Annotated in this window: 13 protein-coding genes; 7 read left to right on the forward strand and 6 right to left on the reverse strand. The window is 64.9% G+C overall.

Going from position 1 to position 17,021, the window contains the following annotated elements; translation table 11 throughout:
* Positions 1–16: 16 nt before the first annotated feature.
* On the forward strand, positions 17–1,519 hold the full coding sequence (locus GDN70_RS30410) for an FAD-dependent oxidoreductase (protein WP_152103406.1): 1,503 nt from the start codon (positions 17–19) through the stop codon (positions 1,517–1,519).
* A gap of 167 nt (positions 1,520–1,686) precedes the next feature.
* Positions 1,687–3,648, forward strand: coding sequence for a bifunctional diguanylate cyclase/phosphodiesterase (locus tag GDN70_RS30415; RefSeq protein WP_152103407.1), 1,962 nt, complete (start codon positions 1,687–1,689; stop codon positions 3,646–3,648).
* Positions 3,649–3,866: 218 nt separating this feature from the next.
* Here GDN70_RS30415 and GDN70_RS30420 read toward each other — a convergent pair whose 3' ends face one another.
* The 4 genes from GDN70_RS30420 to pgm form a co-directional block, all read right to left on the reverse strand.
* On the reverse strand, positions 3,867–4,847 hold the full coding sequence (locus GDN70_RS30420; RefSeq protein WP_038948369.1) for a PDR/VanB family oxidoreductase: 981 nt from the start codon (positions 4,845–4,847) through the stop codon (positions 3,867–3,869).
* Positions 4,848–4,857: 10 nt separating this feature from the next.
* Positions 4,858–5,622: a GntR family transcriptional regulator gene (locus GDN70_RS30425; protein ID WP_038948370.1), complete on the reverse strand. Its 765-nt coding sequence runs from the start codon at positions 5,620–5,622 to the stop codon at positions 4,858–4,860.
* Between the two features lie 5 nt (positions 5,623–5,627).
* Positions 5,628–6,677 carry an aromatic ring-hydroxylating dioxygenase subunit alpha gene (locus tag GDN70_RS30430; RefSeq protein WP_038948371.1) on the reverse strand — a complete coding sequence of 350 codons (1,050 nt, stop codon included), beginning with the start codon at positions 6,675–6,677 and terminating at the stop codon, positions 5,628–5,630.
* A gap of 297 nt (positions 6,678–6,974) precedes the next feature.
* Complete coding sequence (gene pgm, locus GDN70_RS30435; RefSeq protein WP_152103408.1) at positions 6,975–8,669, reverse strand: phosphoglucomutase (alpha-D-glucose-1,6-bisphosphate-dependent); 1,695 nt, start codon at positions 8,667–8,669, stop codon at positions 6,975–6,977.
* A gap of 949 nt (positions 8,670–9,618) precedes the next feature.
* Between pgm and GDN70_RS30445 the strand changes: the two genes are divergently transcribed.
* Together GDN70_RS30445 and GDN70_RS30450 are read left to right on the forward strand one after the other, a co-directional pair.
* A complete protein-coding gene (locus GDN70_RS30445; RefSeq protein WP_152103409.1) occupies positions 9,619–10,755 on the forward strand; it encodes a S9 family peptidase in 1,137 nt (378 codons plus the stop codon).
* A gap of 98 nt (positions 10,756–10,853) precedes the next feature.
* On the forward strand, positions 10,854–11,606 hold the full coding sequence (locus GDN70_RS30450) for a transglycosylase SLT domain-containing protein (RefSeq protein WP_152103410.1): 753 nt from the start codon (positions 10,854–10,856) through the stop codon (positions 11,604–11,606).
* A 10-nt stretch (positions 11,607–11,616) separates the two neighbouring features.
* On the opposite strand, the gene GDN70_RS30455 is transcribed toward GDN70_RS30450, so the two are convergent.
* Positions 11,617–12,432, reverse strand: coding sequence for a response regulator transcription factor (locus GDN70_RS30455; RefSeq protein ID WP_038951059.1), 816 nt, complete (start codon positions 12,430–12,432; stop codon positions 11,617–11,619).
* Positions 12,433–12,727: 295 nt separating this feature from the next.
* Between GDN70_RS30455 and GDN70_RS30460 the strand changes: the two genes are divergently transcribed.
* Positions 12,728–13,885, forward strand: coding sequence for an acyltransferase (locus GDN70_RS30460; protein ID WP_152103411.1), 1,158 nt, complete (start codon positions 12,728–12,730; stop codon positions 13,883–13,885).
* A 93-nt stretch (positions 13,886–13,978) separates the two neighbouring features.
* Positions 13,979–14,827, forward strand: coding sequence for an MBL fold metallo-hydrolase (locus GDN70_RS30465; RefSeq protein ID WP_038972566.1), 849 nt, complete (start codon positions 13,979–13,981; stop codon positions 14,825–14,827).
* Positions 14,828–14,855: 28 nt separating this feature from the next.
* Here the strand turns inward: GDN70_RS30465 and GDN70_RS30470 are convergent, their stop codons facing one another.
* The gene (locus GDN70_RS30470) at positions 14,856–15,731 is read right to left on the reverse strand and encodes an aldose 1-epimerase family protein (RefSeq protein ID WP_038972565.1); all 876 of its coding nucleotides are present in this window, start codon (positions 15,729–15,731) and stop codon (positions 14,856–14,858) included.
* Between the two features lie 183 nt (positions 15,732–15,914).
* Here GDN70_RS30470 and GDN70_RS30475 point away from each other — a divergent pair, with 183 nt between their 5' ends.
* On the forward strand, positions 15,915–17,018 hold the full coding sequence (locus tag GDN70_RS30475) for a glycosyltransferase family 1 protein (protein ID WP_038951063.1): 1,104 nt from the start codon (positions 15,915–15,917) through the stop codon (positions 17,016–17,018).
* Positions 17,019–17,021 lie beyond the last annotated feature (3 nt).

The raw sequence follows: 17,021 nt of genomic DNA on the forward strand, positions 1-17,021 counted from the left end.
ACATATTGAGGATGCCATGACAAAGCAATTCACGGCGGACGTTCTGATCTGCGGAGCAGGTGCGGCCGGCCTTACGCTCGCCATCGACCTCGCGCGGCGAGGCGTGTCTTTTCGGCTGATCGAGAAGCAAGCCGGTCCGTTCCATGGGTCTCGCGGCAAGGGAATCCAGCCTCGAACCCTCGAGATCTTCGAGGATCTCGGCATCATCGACCGCATCGTTGCCGCCGGAGGTCTCTACCCGCCGCAGCGCAAATACCGCGATGACGGCAGCTTCATCGAGTCGGAGATTGCAGAGCACGCAGCCCCCACCCCGGCCGAGCCCTACAACATGGCGCTGATGATCCCGCAATTCCTGACCGAGGGCGTGATGCGCGAACGGCTGCTCGAACTCGGCGGGCGGGTGGAATTTGGCTACGAATTGGTCGGCCTGGAGCAGGATGAGGACGGTGTGACTGCGCGCCTTTCAGGCCGGGCCGGCGAAGAGACGATCCGCGTGCGTTACCTCGTCGGTGCAGACGGCGGCCGCAGCTTCGTGCGTCACGCACTCGGCATTGGTTTTCAAGGCAAGACGCTCGGCGTACGAGCCGTGGTGGCCGATGTCGTGCTGACGGGCCTGGACCGCCTGGCGTGGCACCGCTTCCACGATGGCGCGATGGACCGCCAGATTTCGCTGTGCCCACTGGCCGGAACGGAGCTGTTTCAGTTGCAGGCACCCGTTCAGCTCGATGGCGAGATCGATCTGTCCGCCGAAGGGCTGTCGGCCATGGTCGCCGAGCGCACGGGACGCAACGACATCCGCATCCAGTCCGTGCTTTGGGCGTCGGCCTATCAGATGAATGCGAGACTCGCCGATCGCTACCGGGATCGCCGTGCATTTCTGATCGGCGATGCGGCTCACATCCATCCTCCGACAGGTGGACAAGGTCTCAATACCAGCGTGCAGGATGCCTACAATCTTGGCTGGAAGCTGGCGAGCATTATCGGCGGTGCGTCCGCAACTCTGCTCGACAGTTACGAGGCAGAACGACGCCCCGTCGCTGCAAAGGTGCTCGGCCTTTCCACCGACTTGCTGGAGGCGGCCAAGCGCGGCGACATGAGGCGCGGCCGCGAGGTGCAGCAACTCGACATCGGCTATCCGGGATCGCCCTTGGCACTGGAAAAACCAGGGCGCATGGCAGGCCCGTCCGCGGGAGCCCGCGCGCCGGATGCGCCGCTACGCGGAGCCGCCGGACAACCCATACGCTTGTTCGCGTTGCTCAAGGGGACTCATTGGACGCTGCTTGGCTATCAGGTGAAACGCGAGACCGTATCGGCGTGCACTGGACTGCACATCCACCGTATCGGCCCGGATGCCGAGCTCGTCGACGACAGCGAGCACTTTCGCCACGCATACGCCGTGTCGCCCGGGGATTGGGTGCTGGTGCGTCCTGACGGTTACATAGGCGCATTCGTGGGCTCGCGGCAGGTCGATGGGCTCACGCATTTCCTGGCCGAACAGGGCCTCCAGCCGCCTCCGTAAGTGTCGAAGTCTGCATTTGTATCGATTTGTTATCGATATCGCGTCACGAACACGCAGAAATGGTCGCGGCGAAGGCCGCAGTCAGGGATAATTCATAGTTCGTCAAAGGTTTGCGGCGAATTCTCCCTGAAGGAGCCGACCAACGGCCCGTCCTGCTAGGCTCTGAAATGCGGACTCAAACGACCAGCTATGTCGCGCGGCTGTTCGCGGGCGATTTGTCGGCCTTTGGCGGTCCCGCAACCGACGAAGCCTTGGCCGGCCATATCCGCGCCGAACAGATGTCGCTGGTGCTCGGCTATTCGGTCGGCATCATGCTCGCCAATGCCTGCAACGCCATCGTGCTCGCCATCGCACTGTGGCAATCGCCGGACAGGATTCTTGCGTTGATCTGGGCAGGCGCTGTCGCAAGCGGCGCGATCATGTTCGGTCTGCAATCCCGCGCCGCGCGCCGCATCACCAAGCCGCAATTCGTCTCGCGCCGCGCCATGCACCGGCTGGTGCAAAATGCCTTCGTCCTCGGCACCGCCTGGGGCATCGTCCCCGTCGCCTTCTTCAATAATGCTTCGACCGGCGGCCAGCTCGTCATCACCTGCCTGTGCTCGGGCATGCTGGCCGGCGGCGCGCTCGCCTTCGCCACCATCCCGATCGCAGCGATCGCCTTCACGGCCCCGATCTTCGTCGGGATCGCGATCTGCCTCGGCAGCAACGGCGATCTGGCCTTCCTGCTGATCGCCTTCCTCGTCGTGGTCTACGGCAGCGTGCTGCTGCGCGGCGTGTTCGTCAATTCGTTCTCGTTCGCGCGGCGCGTGATGCGGCAGATCGAGGCGGAGCGCACCGTGCGGCTCGATCCTCTGACCCACCTGCCCAACCGCGTCGCCTTCAACGAGACGCTCGAGGCCGCGCTCAAGCGGCTGGCATTGTCAGGCGAGGAGTTTGCGGTGCTCCTGCTCGATCTCGATCGCTTCAAGGAGGTCAACGACAAGTTCGGCCATCCCGCTGGCGACGAATTCCTGGTCCAGGTTGCAAGCCGCCTGCGACGCTGCACGCGCGCCGCCGAGCATGTCGCACGCATCGGCGGCGACGAGTTCGCGCTGGTGATGGCCAATCTGGCGCGTCCCGAGGATGCACTCGAGATCGCCGAACGCTTCGTCGCCGCCTTCACTGAACCGTTCCGCATCGAGGGCCGCCAGATCGTGGGCGCGACCAGCGTCGGCATCGTGCTGGCGCCGCGCGACGGCACCACGGCGCTCGACGTCATGAAGAATGCCGATGCCGCCCTCTACCGCGCCAAGAAGGCGGGCCCCGGCACGATCCGCTTCTTCGAGACCAGCGACGACAGGGTGTCACGCGATCGCAAGGCGCTGCAATCCGACCTCGAGGGCGCGATCGCGCGAAACGAGCTGTTCCTCGTGTTCCAGCCGTTCCTCGATCTCGACCAAAGCCGGATCACTGGTTTCGAAGCGCTGCTGCGCTGGCAACATCCTGAGCGCGGACTGGTACCGCCGAGCGAATTCATTCCGATCGCGGAAGAGACCGGGCTAATCCACGAGATCGGCGAATGGGTCGTCCGCCGCGCCTGCGCGACGGTTGCCGAGTGGCCGGACGACATCAGGGTCGCCGTGAACTTCTCGGCCGCGCAGTTTCACAACGCCGGCATCCTCCAGATCATCGTACAGGCGCTCGCGGAGGCGAAGATCGCCCCGCACCGGCTCGAGATCGAGATCACGGAATCGATGCTGCTGTCGAAATACGGCTCGGCCGAGCCGGTTCTGAACGCGCTGCTGCAGCTCGGCGTCACCGTGGCGCTGGACGATTTCGGGACCGGCTTCTCCTCCCTCACCTATTTGCGCAAGCTGCCGTTCAGCCGCATCAAGATCGACCAGTCCTTCATCCGCGACATGCTGGTGCAGCCCGACTGTGCCGCCATCGTCAAATCGGTGATCTCGCTCGCGCGCGACCTGCGCATCGCCGTCGTCGCCGAGGGCGTCGAGACCGCCGACCAGCTCGACTATCTCAGGCAGATCAGTTGCGACGAGGTGCAGGGCTATCTGATCAGCCGGCCGGTGTCGGTGGACGGCGTGCTGGCGCTGCTGGATACGAAGAAGCTTCGGGCGACGTTTGCGGCGTAGGTGGAACTTCGATTTGACCTAGTGAAGACCACGGCGGCGGTAAGCCCCCTCGCCCGCTTGCGGGAGAGGGTTGGGGAGAGGGTGTCTCCGCAACGGGACACTCCCTCAGAGGAGAGAGCCCTCACCCGGCGCTTCGGCGCGCCCTCTCCCGCAAGCGGGAGAGGTCGAGCCCGCGGGGCCGTCCATTCCTTCTTAATGGAGTCCAGCTCAAGGCTCGCTCAAACCGCGTCCGCGCGCAGCAGCGTGTCCACCGTGATGGTGCCACGGGCCCGCGAGACGCAGGCGCAGATCTTCTGGTTGCTTTGCTTCTGATGGTCACTGAAGAAGACGTCGCGGTGGTCGATCTCGCCGTCGACCTCGACCACGTCGATGGCGCAGAGGCCGCATTCGCCGCGCTTGCAATCGTACATCACGTCGTGACCGCTGGCGTTGAGCACGTCCAGCATCGAGCGCTCGCGCGGGATTTCGAGCTCGACATCAGAGCCCTTCAGGCGCACGCGAAACGTCTCGGTCGGCAGCGTGCCGCTGGAGCCGAAGGTCTCGTAGCGGAGGTCGGGCAGCGGATGGCCTGCGCCGATCCAGGCGTGGCGCGCGGCATCCAGCATCCGCATCGGGCCGCAGAACAGCGACAACGCGCCTTGCGGCAATGATGCGAACACCGCATCGAGGTCGAGTCGTCTGCCTTCATCGCTGGCATGAACGACCAGGCGATCGCCGAGCATCGCGGCGAGATCGTCGAGATAGGCGGCCTCGGCGCGCGAGCGCACCGCATAGTGCAGCGTGACATCCACGCCGCGCCGCGCCAGCGCCTGCGCGGCACCGAGGATCGGCGTGATGCCGATGCCGCCGGCGATCAGACAATAGCTTTCGCGAGCCCAGTCGACCGCGAGTAGCGAAGCGGGCTGGGTGATGTCGAGCCGCGCGCCCGGCGCGAGCTGCCACATGTAGCGGGAGCCGCCGCGGGAATCCTCGGCACGGCGCACCGCGATCTTGAGGCCGGCCGAGGTGGCTTCGCCGACCAGCGAATAGGACCGCGTCTCCGGCAGGCCGTCGATGGTCACGCTGATATTGATGTGGCTGCCGACCGGATAGGCGGCGGCGTCGAACCGATCAGGCCGGATCAGGAATTCACGGATGCCGGGAGCGAGATCGCGCGTCGAGACGAGCGTTGCCGGAATCCAGGTTTCGATGAAGCGCATGGCACTGCCCTCAATCGGCTGCGGTCTTGATCAGCGCCAGCGCCGGCAAGAGGTCGAGATGGGTCCGGTTGCGCAGCGCGAGCCTCAAGTTTCGTACCGCGAGCCGCGCATGCTCGCGCATGACGGCTTCGGCGCGCGCGCCTTCGCGGTTCTCGATGGCGTCGATCACGACGCGGTGGTGCTCCTGCCCGATGATCAGGATCTGCTGCGCCTCGGGCAATGCGGATTGCGCCATCACGAAGCCGCTCGGGGATGCGAACGGCAGCGCCGAGGCGCGGTCGATCTGGCGGACCAAGGGTGGGCTGCGCGACAATTCCGTGAGCAGGGCGTGGAAGCGCGCGTTCAGCGTGACATAGGACGAGAACGCTTCGATCGAGATCGGCACCTGGCGCAGCAATTCGTCGATCGCGGCAAGGCACTCCTTGAGCGGCTCGAGCTCGCGCGCGGAGACACCGCGCTCGGCAGCGAAGCGCGCGGCGAGCCCTTCCAGCGTGCCGCGCAGCTCGATGGAATCGGAGATGTCGCGTTCCGAAAACGCCTTCACCATGAAGCCGCCGGACGGGATCGCCTCCAGCAGGCCCTCCTCCTCCAGCCGCACCAGTGCCATGCGCACCGGGGTGCGCGAGGCGCCGGTGGTCTCCACCGCCTGGAGCTCGGAGATGCGCTCGCCCGGCCGCAGAGAGCCGGACAGGATCTGGTCGCGCAGCGCAAGCTGCGCCTTCACGGTCTGCGAGACGGAGCGGTCGACCTCACGTTCGGGGGCTGCTGCTTTCACCTGGCCTACTCCGCCGCCTGAAGGTGCTGCGGCCCGTTTTCCTTCGCTACCATCCGGTCGATCAGCTTGCGCGTCCACATCGCGCCGGCGTCGATGTTGAGGTTGTAGAAGATGCGATCGGGGTTTTCGTCCATCGCGCGCTGCTGCGCTTCCAGGATCAGCTCGTCCTCGTGGAAGATGCCGGAGACGCCCTCGCGGATCTCGGTGGTGATGCGCTGCTCGCCGAGCTGGTAGTTGCGCACGAAGGCCCAGAAATAATGGCAGGTCTTCTCGGTCTCGGGCGTGATGGTGTTGAGCACGAAGCCGTTGACGCCCTGCGAGCGATCACCTTCCGGCGCACCGGTGCCTGTCGGCGCCACGCCGACGTCGATGGCGATGGTGCATGGCGCCTCAAAGCGGATGATCTGCCAGCGATCGACCAGGCCGGTCTTGCCGAGCTGTTTCGCCCAGAACGGCGGTGGCTCGATGTTCCGCATCCAGCGCGTTACCGTGACAGTCTTCTCGCCATGAGTGACGTCGAACGGCGCCTCCGCCACCGCGTCGTTGCCGATGGAGGAGCCGTGCACGAAGGTCTCATGGGTGAGGTCCATGAGATTGTCGAGCACGAGGCGGTAGTCGCAATTGACGTGGATGGTCTTGCCGTCGCCGGCCCAGGCCGGATCGTGATTCCAGTGCATGTCCGGCACGAGCGCGGGATCGGCCAGCGCGGGATCGCCCATCCAGAGCCAGATGTAGCGATGGCGCTCGACCACGGGATAGGCGCGGACGCAGGCCGACGGGTTGATGGTCTCCTGCGAGGGCATGAAGGTGCAGCGCCCCTGCGCGTTGTATTTCAGGCCGTGATAGCCGCAGACGACGGTGTCGCCTTCGAGCCGGCCCTTGGACAGCGGCACCAGACGGTGCCAGCAGGCATCCTCCAGCGCGGCGACCGCACCGTCGGCCTTCCGGTACATCACGACATGCTTGCCGCAGATGGTTCGCGGCAGCAGCGCAGCTTTCACGTCCGCGTCCCAGGCCGCGGCGTACCAGGCATTCATGGGGAAGGGCTTTGTCATTGGTCTCACTCCCACGGCTTATGTATGCGTTATGTATACAATAGCTGAGGGATGAAATTATTCAAGGCCGAAATCGGCGCATTCAGATACCTTTAACTTCATGAATGTATACATACCAGCAGAAGTATTTCGGAGCCGGGGAATCCAGGACTCCGCAGCGGACATTGGTTCAGACAATTTCTGCCCGGATCGCCCGCCCCTGTGCGCAATTGCGCACCAGGCGGGCGATGACACCGTGTGATGCGGCGAGGCCTACCCTTGGTCGAAGAAGGCGATACGGCGATTTGGTCCGGCGCTTTACGCCCCGAACACTTTCGCCAGTCCTGCCTTGGCCTCCTCCTGAATCCGCGTCAGGTGCTCGGTGCTGCGGAAGCTCTCGGCGTAGATCTTGTAGACGTCCTCGGTCCCTGACGGCCGCGCGGCGAACCAGCCGAAATCGGTCTCGACCTTGATGCCGCCGAACGGCTGGCCGTTACCGGGCGCCTTGCTGAGCGTTGCGCGGACGGGGTCGCCGGCGAGATCCTTCAGACCGAGCTGCTCAGGCGTGACGGATTTGAGGATGTTCTTTTGCGGTCCGGTCGCGGCGACGTCGATGCGCGCGTAATGCGGCACGCCGAACTCGGCGGTCAGATCATTGAACAGCTGGCTGGGGTCGCGGCCGGTCTTCGCCATGATCTCGGCGGCGAGCAGGCCAAGGATGACGCCGTCCTTGTCGGTCGTCCACACCCCGCCGTCACGGCGCAGGAACGAGGCGCCCGCACTCTCCTCGCCGCCGAATCCGAAGCCGCCCGTGAGGAGACCGTCGACGAACCATTTGAAGCCGACCGGCGTCTCGACCAGCTTGCGCCCGAGCTTCTTGGCAACGCGATCGATGATCGAGCTCGACACCACGGTCTTGCCGATCGCAGCATCCCTGCCCCAGTTCGGACGATGCGCGAACAGATAGGAGATCGCAGTCGCCAGATAATGGTTCGGATTCATCAGGCCGCCGGAGCGCGTGACGATGCCGTGGCGATCGGCATCGGTGTCGTTGGCAAAGGCGACGTCGAAGCGGTCGCGCATCGCGATCAGGCTCGCCATCGCGTAGGGCGAGGAGCAGTCCATGCGGATCTTGCCGTCCCCGTCCACCGTCATGAAACGGAAGGTCGGGTCGATCGCCTCGTTCACCACGGTGGCCTTCAGGCCGTAGCGCTCGATGATCGGATGCCAGTAGTGTACGGCGGCGCCGCCGAGCGGATCGATGCCGATCTTGATGCCGGCGGATTTGACGAGGTCGAGATCGACGACATTGCCGAGATCGGCGACGTAAGGCGTGACGAAGTCGGTGGCATGGACGTTCGAAGACTTCAGCGCCTTGGCATAGTCGATGCGCTTCACGCCCTTGAGGCCGTCGGCGAGATAGGCGTTGGCGCGCTTCTCGACGACGCCCGTAACGTCCGTGTCGGCCGGGCCGCCATGCGGCGGATTGTATTTGTAGCCGCCATCCTCCGGCGGATTGTGCGAGGGCGTGATGACGACGCCGTCGGCGAGACCCGATGTGCGGCCCTTGTTGTAGGTGAGGATCGCGTGCGAGATCACCGGCGTCGGCGTGTAGCCGCCGTCCTTGTCGATCATGATGTCGACGCCGTTGGCGGCGAACACCTCGACGGCGCTGACCAGTGCCGGCTCGGCCAGCGCGTGAGTGTCGATGCCGATGAACAGCGGTCCGGTCAGCCCCTTTTCCCGTCTGTGGTCGCAAATGGCCTGCGTCGTCGCGAGGATATGGCCTTCGTTGAAAGTGTTCTTGAGCGAGGTGCCGCGATGGCCGGAGGTGCCGAACGCCACGCGCTGCGCGGGATCCGCGACGTCGGGCTTGCCGGCGAAATAGGCCGTCACCAGCCGCGGAATATTGGTGAGCGCGTCCGGCGAAGCCTGCTTGCCCGCCCCGGGATGAACATCAGCCACTGAAATATCCTCGTCCTGTCGTACTGAGATAGCGCGACACCATAGCATCGGCCGGGTCCCCGCCAAGGGGCACAACACCCGCGGTGGGGAAGGCGTTCCCTGGGTAGGTGGCTGCAGCGAAAGTCCGCGCCCCCCCAGAGAACCGTCATACCCGCGCAACCGCGAAGCGGAGGCTCGCCTTGCGACGGTCATGAATCTGAGCCTGCATCATCGATGTTGAGATCTTCAATGAGGACATGCCTTCGCGGCCTCGCGGCTTGATTCGCCCGAGCTTTGCTTCGTCGCTCCACCCTCTAATCCAAGAGGGCGCAGGGAAGGCCGGGTGCTGGCTCGCACCCGCGGTCCGCTGCGCGAAATGCACACGCAGAAAGAACCGCACAGCAGCATACAGGTGTGGCCAATCACTCGGCCTTCCCTGCGCAGTGGCTGGACGGCTTATGCCGTGATCTCCCGGGAGCCGACCATTCCTTCTGGCCTCCCTCGCCCCGCGAATTGGATGATGCAGTCTGCCCGGTTGGGCTCGCTCGCATCTCCGCGGAAGCTTGACCGTAGCAACGACGGCCAGGACCACACGGTTTTGCCGTACGCACGGCCCGCCATTTCGCCGCAGTTTTTCCAGCCCTGTCGACGAAGCCGGAAACTTACAGACGAGACGAAGCCTAGCAGCGCCGCTCATCCGCACGAAGCCTCGGGCTCACAGGGACTACCCGCCCTGCCCGCGCCTCTCGTGCCGACGCTGCCGCGTCCACCGCAAACCCGGCTCGCGATGCGTGACGACACATGATCGCCCCTCTTGGGTGAGCCGGGATGTGCGATAGATACGACAAAACCGAATTTCGGCAAAGTGGAATATTTTTGTGGGGATGGGTTGACAGAGGGCGACACAGGCCGGCGCCCGTCCCGTCATCCTGAGGACGACGGCGATAGCTGCGAGGTCACGGTTCAAGCAAGGAGATCATGCTATGCTTCCGGCCATCGAGGCCCTCCGAATCGCCCAATGGCTCTTTCACGCAAGCTGCTTCTGCTGATCGCCGGCCTCGTCGTGGCCGGTGCGCCAGCGCGTGCTGCGGAGTTCTACACCGAGGATCTCCGTATCCCCATGGCGGAGGCCGGGCCACAGGGGCTGGAGGCCTTCCTGGTGCGCCCGGCCGGGACGAAGCGCTATCCGCTGGCGCTGCTCAGCCACGGCTCGCCGCGCAGCTTCGACGACCGCGCGACGATGTCCGCGCATAAATATTACGGCATTGCGCTCGAATACGCCCGGCGCGGCTTTGCCGCGCTGATCGTGATGCGGCGCGGCTACGGCACCTCGCCTGGCGGTCGCGTCGACAGCGTCGGCGGCTGCGCGAAAGCCGCTTACCTGCCTGCAGCCGCGGTCGCGGTTGCCGACTTGCGCACCGCGATCGATGCGATGGCGCGCCGGACCGACATCACAACAACAGGCATGATCGCGGCCGGTCATTCCGCCGGCGGGCTCGCCACCGTCGCACTGACCGCGCAGGCACCGGCCGGTCTCGTCGCCGCGATCAACTTCGCGGGCGGCCGCGGCTCGCGCGACGACGACGACGTCTGCAATCCCGATGGGCTGGTGCAGGCCTTCGCCACCTTCGGCAAGACCTCGCGCGCGCCGATGCTGTGGGTCTATGCGACCAACGATTCATATTTCGGCCCCGACCTCGCGCGCCGCCTCCATGACGGATTTCGCACCAGTGGTGGCAACGCAAAATTCATCGCGGCGCCGCCGTTCGGTGACGACGGCCACTACCTCTATGCGGTGGCGAGCGGTGCGCAATGGACGCCCTATGTCGACGCCTTCCTGCGCGAGCGCGGCCTCCTCAGTCGCGATATCCTGAGCCCGCCCGACCCGCTGCCGCCGCCGCGCCAGCTCAACGAGGCCGCGCGGGCCGAGTTCGCGCGCTATCTCGCCAGCATGCTGCCGCACAAGGCTTTCGCGGTGTCGCCGAACGGCGGCTACGGCTGGCGTTCGGGACACATCACGGCCGACGACGCCCGGCGCGATTCGCTAGCGGCCTGCATGAAATGGTCGCCCACCTGTACGCTCTATGCGATCGACGACCGGCTGGCTGAACCTGCGCAAGCGACGTCCACCGATCAGAGCGCCCGCGCGCGCTAGTCGCCGCAGCGGAGGCCGGTTTGTTAACTCCGGGGCTCTATGACGGACCGATGCTGTGGGATCGGGCATACTCCAATCTCGGCGCGACGTGGAGACACGTGGCGGTCGTCCTGCTGTTGTCGGCCCCGATCTGCGCACAGGCTGGAGACGGCGATCTGGGCGGGCCGGACACGACGTCGGCGATCTCCAGGCCGGAGATCGGTGCCGGCGAAACGCCGTCATCCCGGGCCATGATCCGGAAGATCATCGAGCGAGAAACCGCAAACACCAATTTGCCGGCCGATATCGCCGAAGCGGTCGTCTTCGTCGAAAGCGGCTACAATTCGGCCGTCGTCGGCAGCGTCGGTGAGATCGGCCTGATGCAGGTGCGGCCCGAGACGGCCGCGATGCTGGGCTTCAAGGGCAGCGAGGCGGAACTCGCCGAACCCGACATCAACATCCATTATGGGGTGCTTTATCTCAGCCAGGCGTGGAGGCTGGCTGGCGGGGACATGTGCCGCGCGCTCATGAAGTATCGAGCAGGCCATGGCGAGGAAGCGATGACCGCGCGGTCGCAGGTCTATTGCAACCGCGCCCGTAACCGTCTTTCCGCCATGAATTCGAAGGCTCTTGAGACCGACGTTGCGGCCGCTCCGGATCCGGCGCCCCGGCCCACTTCCGCAGCACCTGCAGCAGCTCCGGCAAAACCGGCGAGCCGCCCGAAGATGGCGGCGCAGCCCAAAGCCGTCTATGCCCGCTATCGCCAAGGCACTGCAGCCGCCAGCCGCGCCTATTGGGCCTCGCACGAGGCCAGGGTCAGCCAGATCAAGGCTCGCATCGCAGCGCGATGGAAGCGCGTCGCATCGCGCTGACAACAAGTGCCTATAGCCGCTCGCTAAGCGCGAGCTTGTAGCCGACGCCGGTGACGGTCGCGATCACGGGCGTACCGCTGCCGACGAGCTTGCGGCGCAGTCGTGCTACCAGCGCGTCGACCGTGCGGATGTCGACCTCGGCCTGGCGGTTGCTGACGACCTCGATCAGATAGTCGCGGCTGAGCGGCCGTCCGTCGGCGCCGACGAGCGCCGCGAGCAGGTCGAATTCGGCGCGCGTCAGCGCCACAGGCTTGCCGTCGCTGCCGAGCAATTCACGCCGGGTGAGGTCGATGATCCAGTCGCCGAAGGCGATCGAATTGTGGTTGCGCGCCGCCTTGCGGTCGAGCGAGCGTCGCCGCAGCACGCTGCGTGCGCGCGCCAGCAGGTCGCGCAGATTGATCGGCTTGGTGACGTAGTGGTCGCCGGCGATCTCGAGGCCGAGGATGCGATCGACGTCGGTGTCGCGGCGCGTCACGAAGATGATGCCCGCGTTGCTGGTCGCCTGGATCTCCTTGGCGAGCTCGAAGCCGTCGCCATCGGGCAGTTGCACGTCGAGGAAGATGAGATCGGTTCGGGCGCGCAACGCCTGGCGGCACTCAGCGCAGGAACTGGCGCCGACCACGTCGAAATTGTTCTCGCTGAAATAGCCGACCAGCATGGTCCGCGTCACCGGATCGTCCTCGACGACGATCAGCCGCTCGCGGCCGGCGGGACGCAACTCCTTAAGTGCGGGATCAACCACGGTCTTGGGTGTCCTGTGTGCCTGGGACCCGACCTGGAAATTCAAGTCACCGCGCAATGCGCTGTCATGTGAACGGACATTCACGACTTGTTCGAGCCCCCGAAATTGCCTGCCGGAATATTAGGCGCGTTGCGACGCGCAAACAATATTGCTCATGGTCTCCAGGGATTAAGTATGAATTGGCCCACAATTCTCATTCCGCGCATCATAGCGCAGGGCGGCCCCCGCAGGGCCCTTGCGCCGGCCCGTGCCCGCCGATCCCTCACATTCGGCTTCGGACTCAACCGCCGGTTAACGTAAAAATGGCCTTCGGCTTCGGAAGGCCCACCTGCGCCTCTATTGTCCCGCCCGCACAATGTGGAACCACGGAGCAGACGTGATGCAGGGGCAGGCCCGGTTGGCTGCCGGTCGAACCGAGCAAGGCACGGCGCCGTTCGGCCGTTCGCACACGCTCGATGTCCTGCGCGGCCTCGCCATCGCCGGCGTGATGGCCATCCACGTCTCGCAGTCGTTTCCATCAAATATCCACGCCGTCGACTACGCCTTCATGTGTGGCTGGACCGGCGTCAACGTGTTCTACTTCGTCAGCGCCATGACGATGTGCCTGATGTGGACGCAGCGTGTCGAAACCAGTCCGACGCGGAAGTTCTATATCCGCCGCTTCCTGCGCATCGCGCCACTGTTCTGGCTCGCGATCCCGATCTACCTCGTCATCAACGGCACCGGGCCGAGCGACAACGCGCCTGGCGGCATCGGGCCAGCTCAAGTGATCCTCACCGTGGCGTTCCTGCACGGCTTCTGGCCGGACAGCGTCAACAGCGTCGTGCCCGGCGACTGGTCGATCGCGGCCGAGATGACCTTCTATCTTGTCTTCCCGCTTCTGATCACCGCGTTCGGCTCGCGCCGCCATCTCTATCTCGCGCTGGCGATCGTGCTGCATCTCGTCAATGTCTGCCTGTTCAAGCCGTGGGCCTTCGCGCTGTTCTCCGCCTATTACGGTCCCGGTCACGAAGCGTTCGTCTGGACCACGCTGCACATCAGCTTCCTGAACCAGCTTCCGGTCTTCCTGGTCGGATGCGCGCTGTTCTTCGCGCTACGCGACGGGTTTGCCCGGTCGGACGCAGCGATCTACGCGGTCTTCATCGCGCTGTCCTTCGTCGCCAACCGCATAACCGGCTCGCACGAATTCAACTATCTCATGATCAACCTCGTGCTCGGCGCACTGGTTGCCGGCTGCATCAAGCTTGCGATCCGCTTCCAGCCGCTCGAGGCGGTCGGCCGCAATTCCTATTCGATGTACCTGTCGCACTTCGCGGTGATCTACGGCCTGCATCAGCTCTGGCCGTTCGCCGATGGACTGGTCTCGCTGCTCATCGCCTATGTCGTCACCGCCGCGCTGAGCTATCTCGTCGCGCGCGCGACCTGGCATCTGGTCGAACGGCGCGCGCAGGATTTGGCGCACCGTCTGACATCGGCGGGATCGGACCGATCAATCCTCCCGCCGACCATCGCCGCCACTGCGGCCGGCACGCGCTGAACGCCCCCGCTCCGTCCCTGCCGGCCCGATGCGGCTTGCTTCATTGCCGCCTTAAACTCTACTGTGGAGACACTTCACGCTGGAGTAGGCACCATGCAGGTCATACTGCTCGGCACCGGCGGCCCGCGGCCGGACCCGCGCCGCATGGCGACGACCACCCTGATCAGGCTCGGCGACGAGAATATCCTGTTCGACGCAGGCCGCGGCGTTGTGGTGCAGCTCAGCAAGGCCGGCGTTCCGCTCGGCGCGATCAACACGGTTTTTCTCACGCATCATCACTTCGACCACATCGGCGACCTCTACGATGTGATGCTGAATTCATGGATGCACGGACGCAAGGACGAGCTGCGCGTCTATGGACCGCCGGATACCGAGCGGCTCGTCGACACGCTGATCACGCAGGTCTACGACAAGGACATCACCTGGCGCGATAAGGGCGAGCCGGCCTTCGGCGGCTGGAAACCCGTGGTCGCGACGGACATCATACCAGGGCCCGTTCTCGACACCGGGCGCTGGAAGATCAGCGCCGAGCTGGTGTCGCATGGCGACGGCCTCGACATGCCGCCGGCCTTTCTCGCGCGATGGATGTGTCTCGGCTACCGCTTCGAAGCGGAGGGCAAGGTCATTGCAATTTCGGGCGACACGGTCCCCTGCCCCGGGCTCGAGCGGCTGGCTGAGGGAGCCGATTTGCTCGTCCAGTGCTGTTTTCTCGCAACGCCGGAGATCAACAACGAGCACCTCCGCCGCCTTGCGAAATTCACGATCGCCTGCGGCGACGCCGTCGGCAAGGTTGCGGCCAAGGCCGGCGTCAAGAAGCTCGCGCTGACCCATCACCGGCCGCGCGCCGACGATGTCATGCTGAACGCGCTGCTTGCGGATGTCCGGCGGGATTATGCGGGGCCGGTCGTGCTCGGCGAGGATCTCACGCGCATCGAGGTCTGAGGGCCGACGATCGGTTCGCCCTTCGGCCTCAAGACGTTCCGACCTCGATCCGGAACGACAAGCGCTCTTCCGCACCCGGCGCGATATGCATCAGGCCGGGCTTGTCCGTGAATTCGCCGTCAAAGCCGGCGGGACTGGCATAGCCGCGCCAGGGCTCGATACAGAGGAACGGCGCGCCCGACGGTTTCGACCAGACGCCGAGCTCGCGAAAGCCGCGCCAGGACATTTTCAGCCAGGGGCTGGAGGACGCAGCATAGCGGACCGCGTTGCTGTCGATCCGGTCGAAGATGATGGCGTCATCGACGAACAGGGATTCGGACAAGGCGAGCTGATTACCCTTGACGGGACCAGGCTCCTCGGCCGCGCGCAGCAGCCCGCCATCAAGACGGCGGACGGGAGACGATTCCACCTTCGCAAAGGTCAGCGCGTAGTCCTCTTTCGCGCTCTCGGGCCGGAGGGGCCAATTGAAGGCGGGATGGCCGCCGATCGAAGCCGGCAATGTCTCCTTGCCGGTGTTGGCGATCGAAAGTGTCAGATCGAGGCCGGCGGCGTCGAGCGCATAGATTGCGGTCAGACGGAACGCGAACGGATAGAGCGCGCGGGTCGTCTCGCTGTCTTCGAGCACCAGCGTGCAGCGGCTTTCGCCGCGCTCCGCCCATGCAAAGCGGCTGTCGCGCGCAAAGCCGTGCTGGGTCATCCGGTATGTCTTGCCCCGGTGCCGCAATTCGTCCCGGGCAAGGCGTCCCACGATCGGAAACAGCAGCGGCGCATGGCGCGGCCATTCCGGCCCGGCCTGCCAGACGAACTCGGTGACATCGTCCTTCAACGAGCACAACTCGGCGCCGTGCGCCTTGACGGTCGCGGTCAACCCTCCGCTGCGGAGGGAGTGGGTATCGTCACTCATGGCGGACATCTACACCGCGACCTCGCACGCAGCAAGGCAGCGCCAGCCATGCAGGCAGAGCGCCTCCACTGTGCGAGGCTGCGTCATATTTCTGTACCTAACGGTTGCTCCTTTGCGGCTCGTCCTCCGCCTTGCTTCGCCGCAAGGTCGGCCCGGACTCCGATCAACCAATGTGGTAGCCAATTGAAATTCTTCATCAACGGCCGCTTTCTGTCGCAAAAGCTCACCGGCGTTCAGCGCTATGCCGCCGAGATCGTCAAGGCGATCGACGTGCTTCTGGCGTCGGAGCAAACTCCCGCCGCGCTGCGGAACGCAGACTGGCAGTTGCTGACGCCCGTGGATGCAAGCGAGCAGCTCCAGCTGGAGCGAATCAAGATTCGCGCCGTCGGCCGGTTGCGCGGGCACGCCTGGGACCAAATCGACCTGGCGCGCGCCGCTGCGGGAGGCCGCTTGATCAGTCTCGCCAATTCCGGCCCCGTGTTCCATCGCGACCACATTGTGGTGATCCACGACGCACAAGTCTTTCGCAGGCCCGACTTCTTCAACTGGCGCTATCTTGCAGTTCACCGAACCATGGGCCGGCTGCTCGCCCGGCACGCAAGCATCGCAACCGTATCGGCCTTTTCGCGCAAAGAGCTTGCCGAGGTGCTGAATCTGTCAGCAACGGCGATCCCGGTTTTCCCCAATAGCGCCGAACACTTCGCCAGGACGAACCCTGATCCCGACATCATTGCCCGGCTCGGCGTTCGGCCGCAGAAGTTCTTTCTTTATGTGGGCTCCAGAACCAAGAACAAGAATCTTTCGGTCGCGATCCGTGCCATCCAGCTGCTCGACCGGACTGACGTTCCTCTGGTCATCGTCGGCGGCGACAACAGCAAGGTCTTTCAGGACAATTCGGGCGAGGGCGCTGCCGGCCTGCTGCTCGCCGGGCGTCTGACGGACAGCGAGATCGCAGCGCTCTACGCGCATGCATCGGCATTTGTGTTTCCCTCGCTGTACGAGGGCTTCGGCGTGCCGCCGCTCGAAGCGATGATCTTCGGTTGCCCGGTCATCGCCTCGACGGCCGATGCCGTCGTGGAGACGTGTGCCGACGCCGCTGCGTATTTTGACGCCAATGATGCCGAATCGTTGAAGCAACTGATGCTCGAAAGATTGGCAATCGGCGCCATCTCCGATCAGGAGCGCCGGCGGCAGCAGGAACGCGTTGCGTTCTTTTCGTGGCAAAAGTCGGCGAAGTCGTTGCTCGATCATCTCACACCATCGGCAAACGTTGCCAGCGCTGCTTGAAGT

It is taken from the genome of Bradyrhizobium sp. TM102 (genome assembly GCF_009176685.1).
GTDB lineage: Bacteria > Pseudomonadota > Alphaproteobacteria > Rhizobiales > Xanthobacteraceae > Bradyrhizobium > Bradyrhizobium ottawaense.

What these genes read in the sequence shown, in the direction of transcription:
- pgm (WP_152103408.1), bottom strand. Translation starts at nt 8,669, where the DNA reads ATGCTATGGTGTCGCGCTATCTCAGTACGACAGGACGAGGATATTTCA.
- GDN70_RS30470 (WP_038972565.1), bottom strand. Translation starts at nt 15,731, where the DNA reads ATGAGTGACGATACCCACTCCCTCCGCAGCGGAGGGTTGACCGCGACC.
- GDN70_RS30415 (WP_152103407.1), top strand. Translation starts at nt 1,687, where the DNA reads ATGCGGACTCAAACGACCAGCTATGTCGCGCGGCTGTTCGCGGGCGAT.
- GDN70_RS30465 (WP_038972566.1), top strand. Translation starts at nt 13,979, where the DNA reads ATGCAGGTCATACTGCTCGGCACCGGCGGCCCGCGGCCGGACCCGCGC.
- GDN70_RS30410 (WP_152103406.1), top strand. Translation starts at nt 17, where the DNA reads ATGACAAAGCAATTCACGGCGGACGTTCTGATCTGCGGAGCAGGTGCG.
- GDN70_RS30420 (WP_038948369.1), bottom strand. Translation starts at nt 4,847, where the DNA reads ATGCGCTTCATCGAAACCTGGATTCCGGCAACGCTCGTCTCGACGCGC.
- GDN70_RS30430 (WP_038948371.1), bottom strand. Translation starts at nt 6,677, where the DNA reads ATGACAAAGCCCTTCCCCATGAATGCCTGGTACGCCGCGGCCTGGGAC.
- GDN70_RS30445 (WP_152103409.1), top strand. Translation starts at nt 9,619, where the DNA reads ATGGCTCTTTCACGCAAGCTGCTTCTGCTGATCGCCGGCCTCGTCGTG.
- GDN70_RS30460 (WP_152103411.1), top strand. Translation starts at nt 12,728, where the DNA reads ATGCAGGGGCAGGCCCGGTTGGCTGCCGGTCGAACCGAGCAAGGCACG.